We start from the raw sequence: 21,684 nt of genomic DNA, 5'->3' as shown, positions 1-21,684 counted from the left end.
ATGAGTGTATCTATTCGACACCAAATTGATAAAAACAATATAAACATATGATGTTTAGTCTTGCAACAAAAATACCTACTACGTTAAAAGCAATGATTTATGAGTTACAAAAAAACCAGCATATAAAATATATACTGGTTAATTTTCACTTGCTATTTAGCTGTAACTTCTAATAAAAGCACACCCTCTGAAGGGATATCGAACGTGTTCTCTAATTGATTACTCGTCATTAAATTTTTAACTGTAATCGCTTTGCCGTTTGTAAGTGATAATTTTAAATTTGCTGTTCCATGGCCCAAATTTAAAATATTAACCAGGTAGCTGCCGTTGTCTTGCTTAACCGTACGCCATGTTGTGGTTTTAAATGACTCACCATTGTCTACTTTTACAATAACATCAGGCGTGCTGCTCGAAACCTCTGCTAGTGCAGTTTGTTTAATGGCTTCAACGTCTGCACCTTTAGGCATAACAATAAGCTTACCTTTATTGGCTAACAACTTAGCATTACGCGTATGTCCGTACTCATCTAAAGACAAGCTTTTCGCTGAGTCTAAAATAACGGTACCACCTTTATTTAAGTACCCTTGAAGCGCACTAAACTCTTCATCTGTAACAAAGTTATTGCGATAAACCAGTATTGCATCCCAATTGTTGTTATCTTGCTTTTCAATTACATTTTTAGTGACAAAACCAAGTGGGAAACCTTCAAAAAATAGATTTTCGTAAAGCTTATAACCCTTCGTCATATAGTCATTTGTATTGATCGCTGTTGTTTCAGAATAAAACAATCGAAGAGGACGACGCTGCTCTCTAAGTTCTATAATTTCCTCAGAAAAACTATTAAGATCAAACATCACTTGAGTAACTTCGTTAGTTACATGTGGCTGCATGTTATTAGAGCCTGCAAATGCACCACCAAGACCTGGGTCAAAAAAGTCGAGATCACCTTCTAAGCGATCCTCAGGTGAACCATCTGGATCACGCGCCCAAAACCAACCCATATTGGCATCCATTCCAAGTAGAGTTGCAAGCCAATAAACACTTCGAACATAACTTGTACGTGTATCTAAATCTCGCCACTGACCCGAAGATAAAAAGTGAGATTCTGAATTTACATTAATTTTATTAGGTGCAACTGATTCCATAAAGTCATGAAACATCGTTACAATGCCCCAATTGTAAGCGTATTTCTCAATCCACTTAGAGGACTTACCAGGACGGATGTTTTCGCTTCCAAAAGACTTAGCATCGTGCCCTACCATAGTTGTTAACTCGGCCAATGCTTCTGTATCAATACCACCAGAACGCGAATCATCCATAAACATGCGCGGCATAATTTTTATATGGGTATCGGCGTTTTCATTTACAGAATGCAGCTCATTTTGAACGTAAGTAAACCAGTCAGTACTTCTGTCCATATTATAACGTGTCCAGTCGTACCACTTAGGCTCGCCTTTAATCGCAGGATCGATAGGTATCTCAATAGCTATATCTGAAAATTGACTAAAATGCGTTCCCCAGTTTTCATTTAACTCGTTAATATCACCTTGGTACTTTTTATCTAACCAGCTTCTAAACTTGTTTAATGTGTATGAAGAAATACTGGTCATTTCTTGGAATTTTTGTGTCCAGTGGCCTTTTTCAGCATACCAGTGTGGTTCATTAGCTAACACAAACCCTACTTCAGTTACTTTTTTACCTTTAGTAAGCTCGCCCGTTTTACGGATTATTTTACCCCAAATATCTCGCGCTAATGGGTTATCAATATCGAATCCAGTAAATAACGAGCGGCCTTTTCTAACTTCTGGTTCTTGCTCTTCAACCCACTTTGGAATGCCCATTAACCAATAAACCAAAAAGCCAATGTTGGTATCAGGGATGCGCGTTAGCTCTTTCATTAACTCTTCGTCAAAGGTGCCATCTTCACGTACTAAAAATGAATTAATAGCGCGGTCATGATCCACCGGATACAAATCTTCACCACCATGGTAAAGCGCACCTAAATGATCGTTATAAACATCTTTATTAGTAAGTGGCTGGCCAACACTCTTTGAAAAATAGTCATATAAAAAAATAGGCTTATCATTACTAACAAACATATTGTCTTGTGCTTTTGTGTTTTGCCAATCAACCTTATTTACAGGGCGACGTTTAATTTCACCTGAAAGCTCTTGCCCAAGCTCTTTAATGCCTTTATCTAAAATTTGGATGACTTTTTCGCGCTCAAAATTTGGTAACTCTTTTGCTAGTTTTTCTTTGTCGGCAGCGTAATGACGCTCGTAGCCAAATAACTTTACAACTGCGTCGTAATTATTTTCATCCCAGTTAGCAAATTTTAAGAACTGTTCTGCAAACCAGATAATGCTCTGCTCACGCGTTACATCAATTTGCTTACTTTGTGCTTGTTGCATCATTTTTTTTAATTTTGCTATTTTTAGAGTCGCAGTTTGCTCGTATTTATTTTGCGTTGCGCTTAGCGTTTCATTGTTATCAACTTTAGCTACGCTTTCTTGCTGCGAGCATGCTGTTGTAAGCAAAAATAAGGGGGCTAGTGTGAAGCCTAAAAGATGTTGTCTCATATTTTTCTCCCGTTGAGGTCGTTATCTGTTAACAGGTTTTTGCACTGTTGTTATTATTTAATATCGACAACATACATCATATGTTTATATTTGTAATTCCTTTTCTTTGCCAAAAGTAAAATATTTCATGGTGGGATCCCACACTTATTTATAATAAATATTTAAATATGAAATACTTTATATCTAATTTATATATGAATACTTTTTGTATTTCGATTGGCACTCTAGTTGATGATAAATTAGGGCATTGATAGAGAGAAGTTTATCTGGGCGCTTATATTTTCAAGGTCATTGGTGCCATCTACATCAATCTTTTTTGTACGTTCGTAGGAGAATCGACCTGAAGATCGAATGCTCAATTTGGTTTTTCACAAAGTACTGTTGTAGTGATAATGTAATCTATAATGGTATTAAAATTTAAGGACAAATAAATAGTAGTACGAACTTAATTACGTGGTTCATGCGCTACTTTGACATGGTAGAAAGTGGCAATTCAACCTACTCGAAAATACAAAGTAGTCATCAACTACTTAAAATAACATTCTGAATTTAAGAGTTTAATATCGACTAACAAACACTTCGCCTTAAAATTACTTGCATTAAAACGAAGTGCACACCCCTAATTAATCTATGGTCTGTTGATCTTTGCGGATTAAAATTTGTTCAAACTAGGCGCTATTTAATCGCGACGCGAGATTTGTAACCGAGTGGGCTCGATAGCTCCTGCGTTATTCTAATGGCTTACATCCATGTAAGAATAAGTAGCTCCTAGAAAGAACCCTTTAGGCAGCGCCTGTTTGGCATTAATGCTACGTTATTGCCCATTTATGGGGAATAACCACACTGCATAGGCTCTGCCTTGCCTAAATACCAAACAGACTACTGCAAATTTAACCTCTAAAGTTCAATAAACCCTTATGTAAAATTAGATTAGAGATAAATTTAATACCAGTTCGCTTAATTAAATGATCTATTTTGAGGATGGAAAAACGTGTTGATAGCTAGGCAAAAAATTCGCTATTTAGTTGTTCTCGGCAATTGCTCCTGCATTGCTCTACCTTCTGCATCCATGCAGTCGTAAATGAGAGTTTTTTAACACAGGTAGCGACACGTTTAGCCCCGTAAAATGATTAAGTATTATTGCGGATTGGTATAATCATTGTGTTATTACGTTATAAGGGTAAATATTTTCGCGGTTTTGGAATGCCAAAATTGCCGTATTTTTAATTATTCCTTGCTCAATGTTTATTGCACGGCGAATGGTTTCATCTTTTTGCCACTGCAAAGCACCTTTGAGTATCGTTTGTAAATATACAATGAGCGCCGCAGAGATTGAACGCGTCGCGCTTTCCCATAAATAACTCGGTGTATGATCAACGCCATAATAATCCGTGTTGTTATATCGAAATAAAGGGTTTTTAAACGTTGTCGGCTTTGCAAAAAAGAATCCCATCCCCTCATCACAGCTAACATCAATAATTAAGCTGTTTGGTTTTAAGCACTCGGCTTCTGATTCAATGACAAAGTTAACCGGATGAGCTGTTTCTTGATAAGTCCCGTTCACTATAATATCGGCTTCGCTAATAAGATCGCTAAGTGGCCGATTAGTCCCATCATGCTCAACAACCATCATGCGAGACTCTCCTTCAATACCTTCTCGTACCTTAACATAGTGACAATCTAATATTTCTTCACGCACTTCGTGATCAGGACGCTGAATACAAATTGTAATATCTCTAAAGCCATGCGCTTTAAGAGCGTAAATAGCGCCTCTACTCACTGCACCAAAACTAAATATAATCGTTTTACGTTGATCGCCATAATGACCATCAATACCCTTAAGTTGCAAAGCATGTATTACTGCGCAATACCCTGCCATTTCATTGTTTTTATAAAAAGTATGGCGCCCTACATTTCCGTTTGGTGACCACACATACATATCTTCAAAAGCAATTAAGGTAAGTTTACGTTCAATTGCCGCTTGTGTTATTTCATGCTGTTGAACGCAGTGGGCATAACCCCAAATAGTGCCTCCTTCGCGCATTTCTTCTAAATCAGCAAGTACAGGCTTTGCAATAATGGCCGTTCCAATATGGGTAAGTATTTCGCTGCGCGATGCAATGCCACCCGTTAACGTTGCAATATATTCATCGCTAACATTAAAAGCGGTGCCATAGCCTTGTTCAAACACCATTTGTTTTCTAAGGTTTTCTGGAATTCGTAATAAGTGCTCTGGGTGAATAGGATACCGTCTTTCATCTGTCTTGCGGGATGTTCCGATAACGCCGATAGTTAATTCACTCATGCTAAGTCCTGTTTATAAAGTAAGTACGCTTGAGTTCACCAACGAATCATCATACTTCGCCAATAAACTTAGGCGGTGTTTTTATGTACGTTTTTGGCTCGGATGAACCAACTCTATTTTACAAAGGTGTAATTTTGGCAATAAATAATGAAGAGCAGTGAGTTAACTTGCATTAAGTTGCAAGCTGAAGACTATTACCTTTTGAGTAAAAGTGCTGACTGAGTATATCAGAAATAAGTACTACTAACTTGAGTATCTCAAAATGAAATATAGAGAGTACTAGCCTGTAGAGCAGATTTAATCCACTTTAAATTGGGCTAGCTGAACGTTCAGCTTTTATATCAACTTCGGCTATGCCCATGAGCGAACGGTGGCACCAAAGTCACTTGTTATGTGATTTTTATCTTATATCATTGCTCTTCTTAAATTTTTTTACTTTAGCGCGCATATTTTTCATTGGTGATGAGGTATTAAGCTGGATCATTCTACCTAATGTATATTTTTTATACCAAGCAACACCGTAAAGATCATGCTCACTTAATGAACTAACTAGCGACAAAATATTATTTGTTGTTATTTTAAACTCAGAGATTAAGTCATTGTAGCTCCAATCACGATACTCAAAATAAAAACTTTGAGCTAGCCTTCCTAGTTCATTCCATTTATAACCAGTTGCAGGAAGCTCCACACATTGCTTAGCTGACGTAAGTTTATTCCACTGAATTACTAGCTTTCCCCAACCAATTAGATAAGCAAGCGTATCACTAACACTGATTTCTGTTCCTTTAACATTCCCTTCTACTCTAACAGTTCTAGATAGCTCTTCAGGAATGCTTGAGTAGTCCGCTAGAATTTTATCAAATATTAGTTGAATTGCTTGTTCCAATTCTTGTTTATTTTGGGGGACAGATGACAAGGGTGACTCCATTAACATAACGAGGCCGTAGAATAACTCCAACAGCCAAAATTAATTAAAAAACGAGCCCCAGCAATTAACTCTAAGCATTTTTAGAGCATTAGGTAATCCATTTGGATCCCATAAAACAGGCTGTTTTACTTCCATTTAAGTGCCTTGTTAACTGCTTTTTACTACGATTGCTAACGCAGCCACAATTAACGACGCAATAGCTGTAATCCAAGGGCCTAATTGCGCAATTTTATTGCGCCGTTCTTCGGCGGCCTTAAATATTACAAAGTCTAAAAGCTTAGTTAAATACTCCACTTCAAGCGGAGGTTTTTTAGAGTCTTCATTCTCATCGTCAGTTTCGTTTAGCCACTGTTTAGCATGCCGAATTTGTAAGCTATAAAAATAGTCAGCAGTTTTTTTGCTTTTATTCTTCGATTTCCTAAATAGACCTTTAAAAGAACTAAGAACTACTTCAATTTCATCTTTATCTATTGATAGTGCTTTTGCTAAATTTGATGGAGTGCGTGCAGACCAACTGCTCATTGATAAATGTGTAACCAAAGCAATTAATGATTCTTGATGTTCTGAATATTTGGGATTCTGACTCATGGCTACCCTTGGCAGTTAACGAGCCTGTAGATTAACTCGTTTTTTATTTATTTTTATTGATAAATCAACCATAGCTGAGTTCCTATTTTGGTTCAATCGATTACTGTATTTTTCATAGAATATAAAAGCTGGTTTGGTATTGTTTTAACTGGCGTTTTGGAAGGGTTTACGGGTGTTTCAGTGGCTTTATTTTAAGTTAAAAGGGCTTACCCTTCTCAATGCATCGTGTTTTTCAGCTTTTCTATATTATGAACAAGGCAATACAGTTGCCGCAGCGTAAACTAAAGGCATTCACTTTCATTTTGTCTACATAGCTCAGCTTTTTACGTGATTCATTATTTATAACAATGCACTCTTCATACTGTTTTTGTTGGCTTTTTAGTAATAATTAGGATGAGTGTCATCCTAATTGGTGATTTTGTTCAAAATTTAGGATAGGTGTCTTGTTAATTTTTATACATGTTGAATAAAAGCTTGATATCCTGACAGAGGGAGCCAAGCTTTTAAGATTACTTTGGTGAGTACAATTTATTTCTTGGCGTGATAGGCTTTTGAGATTGCGTAGCTATCCTCGAGCCAGTTCCAACTTTTAACCTTGCCATCCTCAACCTGAACGCGTACCGCCCAGCTGAATTTGCCAGTATCTACACCGGAATGGTTAAGAATTGCGCTCATGGTGCCCATAAATACGGCTTGGTTATCGTATGCAAAGCTGTAATCAGTCGTCCAGCTAGTGGTTTTAAGGGCTGCTCCAAATTCGGGAAAAAATTTATTTAGAACTGTGTCTTTTCCTTCCCAATTACCAATCCATGGCAATGACTTGTCGCCTTCGTTATGCCAAACAAAGTCATCGCTCATTAACGACTTAATTTTTTCCATATCACCAGAGCCCGCAGCCCATAAAAATGCTTGGGCCGTTTCAAGGGTTTTTGTTGAGTCAACAGTCTTTGCATCGCCTGCCTGTACAGCTGTTAGTTGGAACAAAGCAAAGAGGCTAGCGAGGCCAATGAGTAGTGTTTTTTTAGTCATTCTCTTTCTCCTGGTTGTCAGTATTCGAAGTCGAATGCATGAGAAGCAGGAACTTTTCGTCGCGTATGCTTAGGTTTCGCTCTCGCTCATTGCATTTGTCTAATAACTATACCTGTGCTAAATTTTAATAAAACTCGCTAATTAAACACATTAAGTATGCAAAAATGCACAACATAAGGTGGGGGGACCTTCAATACCTTCTCTCAGTTGCAAATGAGGGGTCGTTGTCTGCTGCTGCCCGGTCACTTGGGGTAAATCACAGCACCGTTTTGCGCCGGCTCGACACTTTTGAGCATCGCCACAAGTTAAGGGTATTTCATAAGCTTCCTACTGGATACAAATTAACGGTTGAGGGACAGAAACTCTTGGAGTCAGCAGTTGCGTTAGAGTCGACCGTGAAGGAGTTGGAGCGCAAGATTTTTGGACAAGAAATGAAGCTGGAAGGCTTGCTGCGCATAACCACAACAGACGCACTTTTCCGCTTAGTATTGGGTAATCATTTGGCTGCTTTTCACCAGCTTTACCCAAAAATTCAGTTAGATCTGAGTCTGACGTCACGTCGATTAGATATAGCCCATTTGGATGCAGATGTAGCGATACGCCCAGCTAGCGAGCTGCCAGATCCCTTAGCTGGTATGAAGTTGTGTGAGATTGCCTTTGGTGTATATGGAACTCCAAATTACATAAACAGCCTTCACGGTAAGCATCTGCTCGACTCAGCATCGTGGTTAGTCATGCACCAAAGTAAAGCATCGCTGCAGTTTTTTGAGCGCATATCGGAAGAAAAGATAGTGATGAAAACGGACTCTTTCGAGCCTCTGCTAATCGCGGCGGAGCAAGAGATGGGGCTGGCGTTCCTGCCCCGATTTATTGGTGATAGTTCTGGCACTCTGCAAAAAGTTGATGTGGAAATAAAACAGCAAAGTATAGATCTTTGGATTATGACGCATCGCGATCTTAAGAAGTCTGCCAGAGTAGAAGCATTTTTTGATTTTATGAAAGAAGCAATTAAGCCAGATCATACTCGTTTGGCGGGTTTCGGCACTTAAACTCCGAGATTTCGGCACTCGATAATTTTTAACGTGTGCCTGCCCTACTTATTCAAGATTCGACGTCTCCCCGTCTTCAGTAGCAGATGGCTTTAGAGTCCTGGGTCAATGTAGCGGCTTTCGAGGCCAGTAGCTCTGTATAAGCCGATGGGATCATTTTAAAGCTCCTGTAAGTGTGCCACTCATCACTTGCGGCCTAACGAGGCTGTAGAATAACTCCAACAGCAAAATCCAATTAAAAATCGAGTTCCTGTAATTAACGCTAAGCGCTTTTAAAGCATTAGGTAATGCATCTGAAAACCATAAAATAAACAAGACAGCCACTTTAATTAAGCAACAAGATTGCACCATTAAATTCAATTTTTAGGTTAATAATTTATCTTTTATTACGGTAAAAATGGTCAAAAATAACATTAATACCTATTGACAGAGTTAAGGCTCATATATGATGTGAGTTTAGTTAGCAGTAGCCCCTAGTTTTGACATATCATAAATCCATTTAATTCTAGACTCTTTAGTAGAGCTTATAATAGGGCCAATCATTTTACTTTTCACAGAACCAAAACCAACGAATTTGAGTGTTGTTGTCTTTAATTGTTTGATAGCTGGTGTAGTGGTACAGTGATTTTGGCCACCCATTAAGAAAGAAATGTTATGCTAATAAGCATACAAATTTGGGTGAAAAAATGACGAAATTAAAACGCGCAACATATTCAGCGGCAATTAAATTAGAAACGGCTCAGCTTGTAGTAGACCAAGGTTATACGCAAGAAGACGCAGCAAAAGCTATGGGGGTGGGTAAATCAACCGTAAGTAAATGGGTTACTCAATTAAAGCTAGAACGCAATGGTCAGACACCCACAGCTTCACCAATGACGCCCGAACAAATTGAAATCCGCGAACTTAAAAAGCAAATCCAACGCATTGAATTAGAAAAGGATATATTAAAAAAGGCTACCGCTCTCTTGATGTCCGACTCCCTGAACAATTCTCGTTAATCGAGAAGTTAAATCAACGAGAGCGTTATCCAGTTAGTCTGCTGTGTAGCGTATTCAATGTGCATCGCAGCAGCTATAAGTACTGGGCCATACGGGATACAACGCCGACACCTGAGCAAGTAAGGTTAGAGGCTGAAGTAAAAGCAATACATGCGATGAGTGGTGGTTCAGCAGGGGCACGGACAATCGCAGCGATAGCAACGAACAATGATTTTGAATTGAGCCGTTATCGTGCAGCTAAGCTAATGGTTAAATTAAAGCTCGAAAGTTGCCAAGTACCTCAACATTCATATAAACGTGGTGGCAATGAACACCTTGAAATCCCAAACCTGCTTGATAGACAGTTTGATGTTGTTGAGCCGGATACCGTGTGGTGCGGTGATGTGACGTATATTTGGACAGGCAATCGCTGGGCTTATTTAGCCGTGGTTATTGATTTATTTGCACGCAAAGTGGTTGGCTGGGCAATGTCGTTGTCACCAGATACTAATTTAACGCTAAAAGCGCTTGAACTCGCATATGAAAGCAGAGGGGGTAATCCCCCCGAAAAATAATAGATGCCAAACGTAGAATTTTCTCTTATTGTAAACACAGGAGAAAATTATGAAAAAAGCACATTTTACAGACAGTCAGATCCTTGCCATTTTAAAACAAGCAGAAAGCGGCGTGCCTATTCCTGAGCTATGCCGCGAACATGGTATGGGCAACTCAACCTTTTATAAATGGCGCGCTAAATACGGCGGCATGGATGCGTCTTTAATGACACGAATGAAAGAGCTTGAAGATGAAAATCGCCGTTTAAAGAAAATGTATGCAGAAGAGCGGCTGAAATCTGAGGTCATTCAGGAGGCAATGGCAAAAAAGTGGTAAAGGCTTCTGAGCGCAAAGTCTTGGCTCATGAAGTCGTTAGCACAAATAAAATGAGTATTGCCTTAGCCTGTCGTACTTTCATGATAAGTGAAACATGCTATCGCTATACGCCAAAACTGTCTGATGAAAATGAGAAAATTGCAGCGTTGCTATTGGATTTAAGCCAATGTCAGCGTAATTGGGGATTCGGTTTATGTTTTTTATATTTACGCAATGTTAAAGGCTACACATGGAATCATAAGCGCGTTTATCGTATTTACCGTGAGCTTGAGTTGAATCTGCGAATAAAGCCTAGAAAACGTCTAACAAGGAAGAAGCCTGAACCATTGGCTGTCCCTGAGGCCATTAACGAATGTTGGTCAATGGATTTTATGCACGACCAATTATCTGATGGCAGAGCGTGTCGCTTGTTCAATGTGATTGATGATTTCAATCGCGAAGGACTCACAATAGATGCTGACTTATCACTCCCCGCTGAGCGTGTTATCCGCTCACTCAATCAAATTATAGAATGGCGTGGTAAGCCAAAAGCTATCAGGTGTGACAATGGGCCTGAATATATTAGCCATAAATTAGCAGAGTGGGCGTTAAATAATAATATTGAATTACGATTTATTCAACCAGGTAACCCGCAACAAAATGCTTATGTAGAGCGGTTCAATCGCACGGTTAGGTATGACTGGCTAAGTCATTATATTTACAGGGATATTAGTGAGTTACAAGATAAAGCAACCGATTGGTTATGGACTTATAATAATGAACGCCCTAACATGGGCATAGGTGGAATAACACCCATACAAAAACTGGAAAAGTTAAACAACGAAAATTCTACAGATAGCCTCCATTAAAAATGGGGGGATTACCAGGGAAACCGACAGGACTCATGTTCCATTCAGACCAAGGTAGCCATTATACAAGTTTAAAATATCGCCAACGTTTATGGCGCTATAAAATCACACAAAGTATGAGTAGACGTGGAAATTGTTGGGATAATGCGCCAATGGAGCGATTTTTTAGAAGCTTTAAGACGGAATGGATGCCAAAGATTGGATATGGAAACTTTATAGACGCTAAATATAGCGTAAGTGATTACATAAATGGATATTACAACAATGTTAGGCCGCATCATTATAATGCTGGTTTAGCGCCAAATGAATCTGAGGTTAGATATCAAGATTCTAAAACTGTGGCCAAAATTAGTTGACCACTACATGGGGCACCTTGAATCCAAAAGTAATACCATGGTGGGGTATCCATCGTCATCACAATTCGGGCTGTTTTCCCTTTAAGTAATTTTTTGGGAATAGATTTACCTTTCTCGTATTCAAATGCAAAACCAGGCAGAAATGTTCGATCAATAAGTCCTTTTAATTTTGCAGGTACTGCCCCCCACCAAATGGGTGTAAAAATAACTAAATGATCGCACCACTCAATATAGGCCTGAAATGACTTTAACGTATCTTCTAAGGAGGCTTTTTCATCATATCCGCTGGAAAGATCGATGTTGAACTCCATATCTGATATTTTTATCAGCTGGACCTCGTGTTTATTTTTAGCTGAATCTAAGTAAGCCTCAGCTAAAGAACTTACAAAACTATCTTTCTTAGGATTTCCCACCAGAACTAATACCCGCTTACTCATCTCATTATCCAATAATTAATTATGTGAGATGGAGTTTACCGTCTCCCCATTAGGGGAGAGTCAAATGTTTATTTAGGGATTTATCTGGTTATAGCATTTATCAATATTATTGACTTGCTTATTTATATCCTCAATTTTGCTAATTAATTCTTTTCTTATCTCGCTTAAAAATTGTTTAATTTTTTTCCAGTCAACTTTGTTATCATTGTAAACGATAACGCCTCTAAGTTTAGACAGCGTTATTCCTAAATCCTTTGCCTCTTTAATTAATATGAGAAGCTCTATATCTGTTTCATCATATACTCTATAGCGGCCTTTTCTTTCCGGCTGCCTTATCAATCCTTTTTCTTCATAGAATCGAATTGCCTTAATAGATAATCCTGTTTTTTTTGATGCTTCACCAATGTACATATAATACCGACTTATAACGAGGCCGTAGAATAACTTCAACAGCCAGATTCAATTAAAAAACGAGTCCTATAATCAACTTTAAGCATTTTTATTGACGTAATGCCGACTATCTATAAGACCTACTAGAAGCACTACTAGCCTCTATTTATTCTTTCACTTTACCTTTAGGAGGCCAAAAATGGAGGACACCTTCCCTATTTTAGCGCGAAAATATCCTTATTTTATAAGTTTTTATTAATACCAAAAAGTATAAGCTATTGCTATTAATAAATATTATGCTTGGGCTAGATTGTTTTATCATGTAAAGGTGAGTAAAGTTTCATTTAGCTAATGACAACTAATCCTCAATGACCGCTATTCGCTGAAGTACTACTGGGTGCCATTAGTGGCCATAAAAATCTTAGCCACTGGTTAGTTACCTTTGCTTTATTTAGAAATAGCTTTTTGAAGACCATAGGTTAATAACACTGCAAAAGCACTGCGGTGAGACAACCCTGCTAATACTTTGGATTGGATACTTAACCCTCGACAATTTCGTGACTTTAACTGAGTCTCAAATGCTAGCATTTCTTCAACCATGCTGCCCTCCTCACTACCAATGTATATAAACACTTGTGCTTTCATGGCCTTATTGCTTTTTGCATAGTTACTTTCCAGCCGAAACATCGCTTTATTGTCATACCAGAACGATGGACTACCTAAAATGTAATACTCAAACAATTCAGGATGAGTGATCAAAATGTTGGCGCCAAGCAACCCGCCATATGAGTAGACAACAAATATCTTTTTGTCCGGCTTAATTCGGTACATATGGTTAATAAGAGGTAAAACTTCATCTGAAATGAAACTTATGTACTGGTTGGCTTGACCAGAATGCTTTTGAGGTTGGAGCGAGTGCCCCCTTCATTTGAGGCATATGTTGGTGTGTAGTCACTTGTACGACTAATCAAAAGGTCATGTCCTTTGGAGTATGAAATCCCGACTATAATGACATCCTTAAAATATCTGCCCCCATTAGATGTACAATGCCACTCGCCGCTGCAACGAAGTAGCCCGTGTCTTTCAATAATACCAGAGGGTACTTTTTATTGCTTTGTGAATAATTGTTGGGCAAGCGTATATAAAGCTCATATTCTAATCCACTTTTTTCAGATTTGATTCAAGGTATGCGTATTTCGAATTTTAACTTCTGTATTCTTCTTCGCACTTAACGCTATAGAGCAAAAAACAACAGCAAAGGCCAGCTTAAAAACATTCTTTCTTTTCCTTAAATGTGTAAGAACTAAATTTTTTGCTGCTTTTTATTCGAAAGATTTCTAATTTTATTTGCAATAGGCCTTTCGAAGAAAACATACGATACATACGCAAAAAACACACTTAAGCTCAGTGATAACAACAGCTTAAGTTCATTGTTTAAATTTAATTTATTAACTATTCCGATAATAGGCATATGCAATAAATAGAATGAGTAAGACACCTTCCCTAAAAAGTCACCAATTTTATTTGCTAAAACAATATTGTTATTTGGTACTAAAAAAACAACACAAAAGAATACTGTGCTCATAACAAATAAAACTTCATAACTAAGCCACATCTTTTTTTTGTCGCCCTCGTTAATAGGTGAAAACTCAGGATACAATAGAGGTATTAAACATAAAGCTAATATAAACCAGTTACTTTTCATATAACTTGGCACTTTAAGTGATTTGTAATGCAAACCAAATATAACGCCAATAAAAAAATACGGAAACGTTCTTAAAGTACTAAAAAAGTTGTAAGGAATACTTTCAATTTCACCAAATAACCTTGGGAAATCAGCTAAATACCAAAACATCATAAAGGCTACGATTAATAAATATATATACCCTTTCCTTTCGCCTGCTAAAGACCAGAAAGCTACAAATATAATATAAAATTGTATTTCTGGTGGAATTGACCAAAGCACACTTTCGCCATGTATAAACAAAAGGTGCCCTATTAACGAATTAAGATCAGTTATGTTGTATAAAATATCATAGTTATTTTGTGTTAATAAGTAAGAGCTAAATAAAATTACAAGGTATAGGGGTAAAACTCGGCCAGCTCTGGCTAATAAGTATCGTTCAATATTTGCTCTGCTAAACTTAGTGTCTAAATAAAGAAGTGACATTAAAAACCCACTAAGAAGGAAAAATAACATTACACCATAGGCTCCAGAACCACCCCCTAGAGAGCCATTTAACCAATGAGTTATATCTGAAAAGTGGGTAACAAATACAATAAGGGCGGCTAAAGCTCTTAAAGAGTTTAATTTTCTAATTTCCATGAAGTTGATTTAATCCTTAGCTTATTACTTTTTAAGTTGTTCAAATTGAATTATCGGCTGTATGATCTTAGATCTTATACAATACTACTGAGGCTTTTTACGTTTTAACCAGGCTTTAACGGGTACTATCCATTCTTTTCTGGGGATAAAAAAAGCGCCATGTTCTTTACCCGTTGAAATCGAAACTTCTTTATAAGAACTAACAGTGCCAAGATTCCTAGCAACTACATTGTCACACGAACCAACAGAATCAGATGTTTCATATACTGATAATAAATGACCATAAATAGCGATTTCTGCTCTTTTAGCTAATCCGCTTGTACAAGCCGCTAAGATTACAAAGTTAATATCCATGTTTTTTAAATTACTCGATGCAATTGCCGTGATAAACCCACCACGGGAAAAGCCAACTAAGGTTATGTTACTTGCAAGTACGCCATTTTTTAGTAATTTAGTTACTTGTTTAGATAGCTGTTCAGCATATTTAAAAGGATGGGTTTTCGCTGGTCGATGAGTAGCAATTAAATGATAGCTTGAGTCACCAAGTTCCTTTTTAATAGCTGGAAAATTATATTGCCCCCAGCGCTCATGGACAGGTTTAGGATCTATGCCCTCTACAATGAATCCGTGAGAATAAAAAACATATTTATCAGATGAATTTATTGTGTCTGGGAGGCTATCAAATATTTCACTGCCATAGCTAAATGAACTAAAAAGAATAGTAAAAATAATAAAACATTTTTCTTTAAACATATCATACCTTTATAAAGCTATAAGTGCCTGAAATAGAAGCTATTACCTTGTAGTTTTAGCGCCGAGCACTAAACTAGGATCAACTCTTTGATTGTCTTTAATTACTTCAAAATGAAGATGAACCCCTGTCGCTTTACCTGTATCACCAATAACGCCAATAACCTGCCCAGCTTTAACCCAAGAACCGACTTTGGCCTTACTCGATTCTAGATGTGCATATAACGTTTGGTAGCCATTCTTATGTTGAATGAATACAGTATTTCCATAGTTCGAATGCAAGGTTTTGTTATCTGAAATAACTATTATTCCATCAGCAGCAGACAGCACAGGGCTACCTCTTTCTCCAACATAGTCAACACCACGATGTGGCTTATAATCTCTAACCTTGCTGATGCTACGAAATGTTGAGCTTATCGTATGGTTATCTAGTGGGTGCTGCCAAGTTAGATTGCCTGTCATTGCGGAATCTTTTAAAAATATATGCAGACTAAAAATAACAAGTAACATTAAAAAGAACTTTAAAGTTAAAGTAAGTCGGCTTTTATTCGTTGGATAAGCAATGTGTGTAAGCCTCGCTTTGTAATCATCAGCGCAAAGCGCACCAGAATTAAATTGAGCGACTGGATTGTTGTTATCAAATTGAACGCTTTTTTTTAATGATTGCAACAGTGCCTTGGCATAATCATGTTTGTTAAAATTAAAGCGACATATTGTCAGCCTGTCACACTTGTGTTCCATAGCGCGAATAAACTGCCATTCCATCTTTTTAACAAATGGGTTTATCCATAAAAGGGTGCTTAAGACCCTCCATAAAAGAATTGTAATATGATCTTTGTTTGTAATATGCGTTAGCTCATGTTGGATCAAAATGTTTTGTTGATCCTTTTTTAGCGATGAAAAATAGTTAGGTAGCACGATATAGGGCGCCGCTATGCCAATGACAAAAGGGCTATGGTTTAGCGAGGAAATTACAACCTTCACTTTACTAGTCGACAGCTCATTTATTAACTCAGATGCTCTTGATAAGCTTTTGAGGTTTTGCCAAACAGCTAATAGTTTAATTAATTTTAAGCAGGTAAAACCAAAGTAACCAACAATTAGCGCTGTTGCGATTAAATCTACTTTCTGCAAACTTGCATGAGTAATACTGGCTTGTTTTACTATTTGTACACTTTCTAAGCTTGAGTTTATATAATCCAAATCAGCAATAGGTATATTAAGAGTGCCAAGAGACAAAGAGATAAAGGGTAAAAAGCTAGCTAAAAGCGCTGACCACCAAATACTTGGCGAGGTATTATCGTACTTGGTTATATAAGATGAGCAAGCATAAGCAAAGCCAGAAAATATAAGCCAAGGAAAAATACTATTTACTATGAATTGAATAATGAAAGAGTCCACTACTTTTGTTTTTCATCCTTTGAGAGTTGATTTAATAGTTCCTCTAATTCATCGATTTCTGCTTTATTTATTAAACGGCTATCAGCGAACATAGTGACAGGTAGAGGTTCATCTAACTCTAAGACATTGGTTGCGAACTCCTGCATGTAGGATGCAAGCGTCGGTATTTTCTCAATTAATGCCTTAAAGGTTTTTTTGTTGCCTGAGGAACCTACTTCTAAAATTCCCTTATTGCCCATTCTTTCCAAGGTTTTACGTGTAGATGAGTATGACCATCCATACTTTAATGCCAAGTGTTCATGGATTTCTTTGGCTGTGCGTGGCTGCTTTTTCCAAAGTAATTTCAGTATTTCTAACTCTGTTGAATTTGGCTTCATATAAAAACTTAAAAAGTGTGACTTGTGTCGCACTTTAACATTCGGTATGTTACAAAGCAACTTTGTGACACATGTCACACTTTGATTTTGGAAATTTATGAAAATTTATTTTAAAAATGTGATTTATAGCTTCCGTTTGAATTTTTGTAACCCTTCACTCGGAAGAATCAACTTCGAACAAGTTTTTGCAGACTGATTTAACTACTTTTTTAATCGCTAGATATACGGCTAAAAATTCCAATATTAAACTTATAAAGCAAAATTAAGGAAAAATATCAGATGAAACTGTTTTTTGTAAAATGCTTAACTTTTATTATTATGTTTAACGTAAGCTGCGACAATGCAGCAGTTGCTGAAGATCGTAGTTTTGAAATTGCTAGCAGCAAGGTTGTGACGATTGACTCTGAAGTACTGGGCAAGAAATATGATTTATTTATCAAAGTGCCCCGTAGTTACTTCTTGGAAGGAAATAAATCATTTAAGTATCCTGTACTTTACTTAAATGATGGTCCTTATACCTTCAAAGTTGCTGCTGGTGCAACTCATATGCGAAACATGGATAACGTCATTGTGGTTGGTATTTCATTTGCTCATGGAGAAAATGGCCAATTCAGTCGAGTTAGGGATTTAACCCCTGTAGTTAACAAGAGCTGGACACAATACACAACCGGTGGAGCAAACAAGTATTTAGAGTTTATTGAAAAAGAAGTCTTTCAATACATTGATCACAATTACCGAGTTAACGCTAAACAACGAATATTGTCTGGGCAATCATTGGGAGGTTTATTTGGTGCTTGGGTACTGTTAACTAGGCCGGAGCTGTTTTCTGCTTACATCTTAACTAGCCCTTCGCTTTGGTTTAAAAATGATTGGATATTTGAATTAGAAGATAAGTATGCCAAGAAGAATAAGTCCTTGAAGGCCAATGTGTTTATGGCAACTGGCGCATTAGAGACTTTAGATAATGGTATGAAAGAAGATATGGTCGCAGGTCATATGAAGTTTGCTAACCGTTTACGATCACGCAATTACCAAGGATTAAAACTAGAGGATGAAGTAGTAAAAGGAACAGATCACTACTCAACTTTTCCTGTTGGACTTTCAAAAGGGTTGGTACTATTTTACGAATCACAAAAATAACGCTAGTGCGATAGTCTGCTTTTCACTGCAGACTATTAGCTTTATGTGCTTTTTAGTTGCTTATTACACAAACTGCGCAACTACGTCTTTTTACAAAAACTACGTCACGTCTAATGTTATTCATTTTCACAACATGGCCGAAAGTTGATAACCCAGTTAACAACCAAAAACAATAAACAAAGCAGTCACTCTAATTACTAAAACCCTCACTTAACAAGCGAATTCAATTCTAAATTAGGGTACGGAATGACAATTAAATCCCTACAAAAGTATTGATTCAGATCATGGTCGCATAAAAGAAAGGATAGTGACTTCATGCAACCAAATTGATTGGCTTATTGAATGGTAACAACTATATATCATAATTTATTCACTGCGATAAATTAAAAATCACTCTATTTTAGCTGTTTGTTAAACATCATGAAACGATTTAATGATAAGTATTAAGAAGGTGTTAGCAATTTGATTGCTAACACCTTTTATTTTTTCAGATTACAGACTAAGTAATAAACCTTTTTTAATTACAAATTGTGCCCGTAACATTTATTGCTGGTGCTGCTGAACTACTCGTAGACTTAGAGTTCTGTGTACCAAACTCAATAGATTGTCCTGGTTGTATCGTGCTATCCCAGCTATTAGGTGTTGCTGTATATGGATTTGAACCTGTAACCGTTCCATTCCAGCTATTAGTAAGACCGTACCCTGAAGGATATGACCAGGTAACAGACCAATTGCCTGATACAGCAGTATCACCATTATTGGTTACTTTAATATTACCTGAAAAACCTGAATTCCAATCATCCCCTAATACAAATTCACAAGTCACACTGTTGCTTGGAGCTGGTGTAGGATCTGGATTAGGTGTAGTACCACCACCATTTTTAATGAACTTAAAGTAATTCACATTAAATAAGTAACCGCTACCCGTAAAATTAGTCCGAATAGTTTGATTACCCGCAGCTAAATCAACTGTTGTAGAAACCGTTTGATAGGTCTGCCATCCGCCAGTGTTTGATACGTTAATAGAACCAATACTGTTTGTTCCATTTAGTAAATACGTTAATGTACCACCATTAGAATCAGATGCTACACGCGCTTCAACGGTATAAGTACTCGCCTCTGCAACATTAACAGCAAAGTCTAAATAATCACCATTTTGAATATAGCCGACATTTAAACCACCACCTGAATCACCAGTATCTTCAGTTTTCGTACCACTTTCACGTACAAACGCTTCAGCTTGAACAGTTCCTGGAATAGAAAGGCGATCTGTTGGTGTAATGCCACCACCATCATTAGTAACACTAACCGTTACGGTTGCGTTGTTACTTGTTGTTGTACCATCGGTTATTGCATAGGTAAAGCTATCAGTACCGGTATATCCAGTATTTGGCGTATAAACTAAACTATTACCATTTTGGCTAACAGAGCCATTACCCGCTTGTGAGTAAGTAGTAATACTGATTGAATCACCATCTGCATCACTATCATTTGAAATCACATTTTTAGATACATTGGTATTTTTGGTTGTTGAAATTGAGTCGTTGTTGGCTACAGGTGCATTATTACCACCGTCTCCAGGTCCTGGATCAATTACGCTACCTTCACAGCCGTTATTTGGACAATAGATTCGGTAGTTACCACTCATCGCTAACATACCGAACATATATAGAGTTCCGTCATAATAACGATACTTTCCCTCCGGCACAGGTGTATTCCAAAATGCATCAACAAACTCCCAAGCATCTGACTTATTAGACGCTAAACTTGCTATCGCGTTCATAGCAACTAAACCGGGTGAATGGTCGGTATTATTTGGATCATATAATGAACCATTTAGGTTATATAAACCTGCGTAGGTATCAATCCCCTTGCCTTTAAAGAAAGATTGTAAACGTGTTGCCCACGTAACTTGCCACTCATCTTTTTTAAACCACGAATAATCCATTGCGGCATTGCTAATAGTACGCCATGCATCATATTGAAAAGTTTCTTTCCATTTTTGGAAACTGCCATGTGGACTACCATCAAAGTTGGCATAATCAGGTGATAAGCCGGTACTAGAATTTGCAGTTGTCTTAAAAAATTTACGACTTTCAACCGCCATTTCAGCCCATAAGTCATTATTATTATCAGCCCATCGAGCCCACAATTCATAAAAGGCAGGTAAATGATATGAAGGGTCGGTCCAGTTACGGTCAGTAGGGGTAGATGGCGAGAATACGATTTGTTTGTTCGCTTTATCAATTAAGGTATATTGTTCTAACTGCCCTTGATTGTTATAACGTGTTTCACCATTACCAACCATGTCTTTTAATATTTGGTTTGCGTGTGCTTCATAGTTATAAATACCTGAGCCATTACCCCATCGGTTAGCAGCAAAAAATAGTGCTGTTACAAAGTACTCTTCACCATCAGGCGCCGGCGCAGCATCTTGCACTTGGCCACTTGTACTTACTTTCCATGCAAAATAACCTTTATTGTTGCCTGATTTATTTAAAGAATAAGTATTGGCCCATTTCCATAATTTATTAAAGTCATCTTGGCGATCCATTTGAACAGCCGCCATCATACCGTATGACATACCTTCGGAGCGTACATCGTTATTACCCACATCCCAAATGTAAGCCATATCATTACCAGTAGGAATGAAAATCGCTTTATTAGCTGTATCGGTAGAATGGAATAATTGGTCATAAACTTTATTTAAACGCGCTGTTACTTCTGACGAAGAATAACCAAACTCTTGGAACATACTACGATATTGACCAGAGTCGAATGCTCCTTGGCTTGGTAACGTAGGCGCTGCAGGCGCTGCAGGAATGTCGCCAACACGGTGTAATTCATAAAAATCTAAAAAGGTGTCATTGCCACCATTATCAGATTCTAAAACAAACTTAAGTTTTGTATTACTGGGTTGACTCGATAATTTAAAATCTATACTCGATACGCTAGCAGATGAACCACTAAAGCTGGTTGCGCCCACTTTTTTATCGCCAAGGTATACACTAATACCGGCAGCGCTGTTATCGGTACTTGCACCACGAATATCTAAACGAAATTTCCCCGGTATGCCACTCACTTGGGTATTTACTTCTACGCCATCATTGTTAGCAAATGCCGCGACACCGTTAAAAGGTGTATCTATAACACTAGAATAACCAGGTAGTAATGTACCGCCTTCTAATTCACCACTTGCCAATTGTTGAGCGTAAGTACTTGTTGTTAATATACTTATACCTAAAACCTGCAATAATAATTTATTAATTTTCATAACAATCCTATTTTTAATATTTGATTACTTTACGATCCA

General features: G+C 37.5%; 16 protein-coding genes and 2 pseudogenes. 5 read left to right on the top strand and 13 right to left on the bottom strand.

Annotation, left to right across the window (positions count from 1 at the left end; translation table 11 throughout):
- Nucleotides 1-152: 152 nt before the first annotated feature.
- The 5 genes from LOS73_RS11545 to LOS73_RS11525 form a co-directional block, all read right to left on the bottom strand.
- Nucleotides 153-2,579: an alpha-amylase family protein gene (locus tag LOS73_RS11545; protein WP_007375145.1), complete on the bottom strand. Its 2,427-nt coding sequence runs from the start codon at nucleotides 2,577-2,579 to the stop codon at nucleotides 153-155.
- A 1,156-nt stretch (nucleotides 2,580-3,735) separates the two neighbouring features.
- The gene (locus LOS73_RS11540) at nucleotides 3,736-4,884 is read right to left on the bottom strand and encodes a N(5)-(carboxyethyl)ornithine synthase (protein WP_033022886.1); all 1,149 of its coding nucleotides are present in this window, start codon (nucleotides 4,882-4,884) and stop codon (nucleotides 3,736-3,738) included.
- 400 nt (nucleotides 4,885-5,284) lie between these two features.
- Nucleotides 5,285-5,800 carry a ClbS/DfsB family four-helix bundle protein gene (locus tag LOS73_RS11535; RefSeq protein ID WP_007375148.1) on the bottom strand — a complete coding sequence of 172 codons (516 nt, stop codon included), beginning with the start codon at nucleotides 5,798-5,800 and terminating at the stop codon, nucleotides 5,285-5,287.
- Between the two features lie 159 nt (nucleotides 5,801-5,959).
- Nucleotides 5,960-6,400, bottom strand: a complete 441-nt coding sequence (locus LOS73_RS11530) for a hypothetical protein (protein ID WP_033022888.1) — start codon at nucleotides 6,398-6,400, stop codon at nucleotides 5,960-5,962.
- Between the two features lie 528 nt (nucleotides 6,401-6,928).
- Nucleotides 6,929-7,429: a nuclear transport factor 2 family protein gene (locus LOS73_RS11525; RefSeq protein WP_007375151.1), complete on the bottom strand. Its 501-nt coding sequence runs from the start codon at nucleotides 7,427-7,429 to the stop codon at nucleotides 6,929-6,931.
- Nucleotides 7,430-7,593: 164 nt separating this feature from the next.
- Here LOS73_RS11525 and LOS73_RS11520 point away from each other — a divergent pair, with 164 nt between their 5' ends.
- From LOS73_RS11520 to LOS73_RS11505, 4 genes and pseudogenes are all read left to right on the top strand, one after another.
- Nucleotides 7,594-8,478, top strand: coding sequence for a LysR family transcriptional regulator (locus tag LOS73_RS11520; RefSeq protein WP_033028778.1), 885 nt, complete (start codon nucleotides 7,594-7,596; stop codon nucleotides 8,476-8,478).
- Nucleotides 8,479-9,164: 686 nt separating this feature from the next.
- Nucleotides 9,165-10,009, top strand: a pseudogene (locus LOS73_RS11515) (IS3 family transposase); the annotation flags it as partial.
- A gap of 70 nt (nucleotides 10,010-10,079) precedes the next feature.
- Nucleotides 10,080-11,194 (top strand): IS3 family transposase gene (locus LOS73_RS11510; RefSeq protein ID WP_457933674.1). Its coding sequence is split into 2 segments (ribosomal slippage): nucleotides 10,080-10,332 and nucleotides 10,332-11,194, totalling 1,116 coding nucleotides; the frame shifts between segments, so codons are not numbered across the junction.
- Between the two features lie 17 nt (nucleotides 11,195-11,211).
- Nucleotides 11,212-11,550 (top strand): annotated as a pseudogene (locus tag LOS73_RS11505) (integrase core domain-containing protein); the annotation flags it as partial.
- Here the strand turns inward: LOS73_RS11505 and LOS73_RS11500 are convergent.
- The 7 genes from LOS73_RS11500 to LOS73_RS11470 all read right to left on the bottom strand — a co-directional run bounded on the left by LOS73_RS11500 (nucleotide 11,517) and on the right by LOS73_RS11470 (nucleotide 17,231).
- Nucleotides 11,517-11,987, bottom strand: coding sequence for an NAD(P)H-dependent oxidoreductase (locus tag LOS73_RS11500; protein ID WP_457933673.1), 471 nt, complete (start codon nucleotides 11,985-11,987; stop codon nucleotides 11,517-11,519). The pseudogene LOS73_RS11505 and the gene LOS73_RS11500 sit on opposite strands and share 34 nt — an antisense overlap.
- Before the next feature lie 72 nt (nucleotides 11,988-12,059).
- Complete coding sequence (locus LOS73_RS11495) at nucleotides 12,060-12,398, bottom strand: MerR family transcriptional regulator (RefSeq protein WP_008138200.1); 339 nt, start codon at nucleotides 12,396-12,398, stop codon at nucleotides 12,060-12,062.
- Nucleotides 12,399-12,824: 426 nt separating this feature from the next.
- Complete coding sequence (locus LOS73_RS11490; RefSeq protein WP_237113700.1) at nucleotides 12,825-13,241, bottom strand: alpha/beta hydrolase; 417 nt, start codon at nucleotides 13,239-13,241, stop codon at nucleotides 12,825-12,827.
- A gap of 439 nt (nucleotides 13,242-13,680) precedes the next feature.
- Complete coding sequence (locus LOS73_RS11485) at nucleotides 13,681-14,703, bottom strand: acyltransferase family protein (RefSeq protein WP_457933672.1); 1,023 nt, start codon at nucleotides 14,701-14,703, stop codon at nucleotides 13,681-13,683.
- A gap of 84 nt (nucleotides 14,704-14,787) precedes the next feature.
- Nucleotides 14,788-15,456: a hypothetical protein gene (locus LOS73_RS11480; protein ID WP_007375157.1), complete on the bottom strand. Its 669-nt coding sequence runs from the start codon at nucleotides 15,454-15,456 to the stop codon at nucleotides 14,788-14,790.
- Nucleotides 15,457-15,498: 42 nt separating this feature from the next.
- On the bottom strand, nucleotides 15,499-16,656 hold the full coding sequence (locus LOS73_RS11475) for a peptidoglycan DD-metalloendopeptidase family protein (protein ID WP_457933671.1): 1,158 nt from the start codon (nucleotides 16,654-16,656) through the stop codon (nucleotides 15,499-15,501).
- A gap of 197 nt (nucleotides 16,657-16,853) precedes the next feature.
- A complete protein-coding gene (locus tag LOS73_RS11470) occupies nucleotides 16,854-17,231 on the bottom strand; it encodes a BlaI/MecI/CopY family transcriptional regulator (protein ID WP_033016230.1) in 378 nt (125 codons plus the stop codon).
- A gap of 279 nt (nucleotides 17,232-17,510) precedes the next feature.
- On the opposite strand from LOS73_RS11470, the gene LOS73_RS11465 reads away from it, so the two are divergent.
- Nucleotides 17,511-18,371 (top strand): alpha/beta hydrolase, encoded by an 861-nt coding sequence (locus LOS73_RS11465; RefSeq protein WP_033028784.1) that lies wholly within the window; start codon nucleotides 17,511-17,513, stop codon nucleotides 18,369-18,371.
- A gap of 517 nt (nucleotides 18,372-18,888) precedes the next feature.
- Here LOS73_RS11465 and LOS73_RS11460 read toward each other — a convergent pair.
- On the bottom strand, nucleotides 18,889-21,645 hold the full coding sequence (locus tag LOS73_RS11460) for a glycosyl hydrolase family 8 (RefSeq protein ID WP_457933670.1): 2,757 nt from the start codon (nucleotides 21,643-21,645) through the stop codon (nucleotides 18,889-18,891).
- Nucleotides 21,646-21,684: the final 39 nt, after the last annotated feature.

The sequence above is a fragment of the Pseudoalteromonas sp. SCSIO 43210 genome (assembly GCF_054133285.1).
Note: the sequence above shows the minus strand (reverse complement) of the source record. Positions and strands in the feature narration are given on the sequence as shown.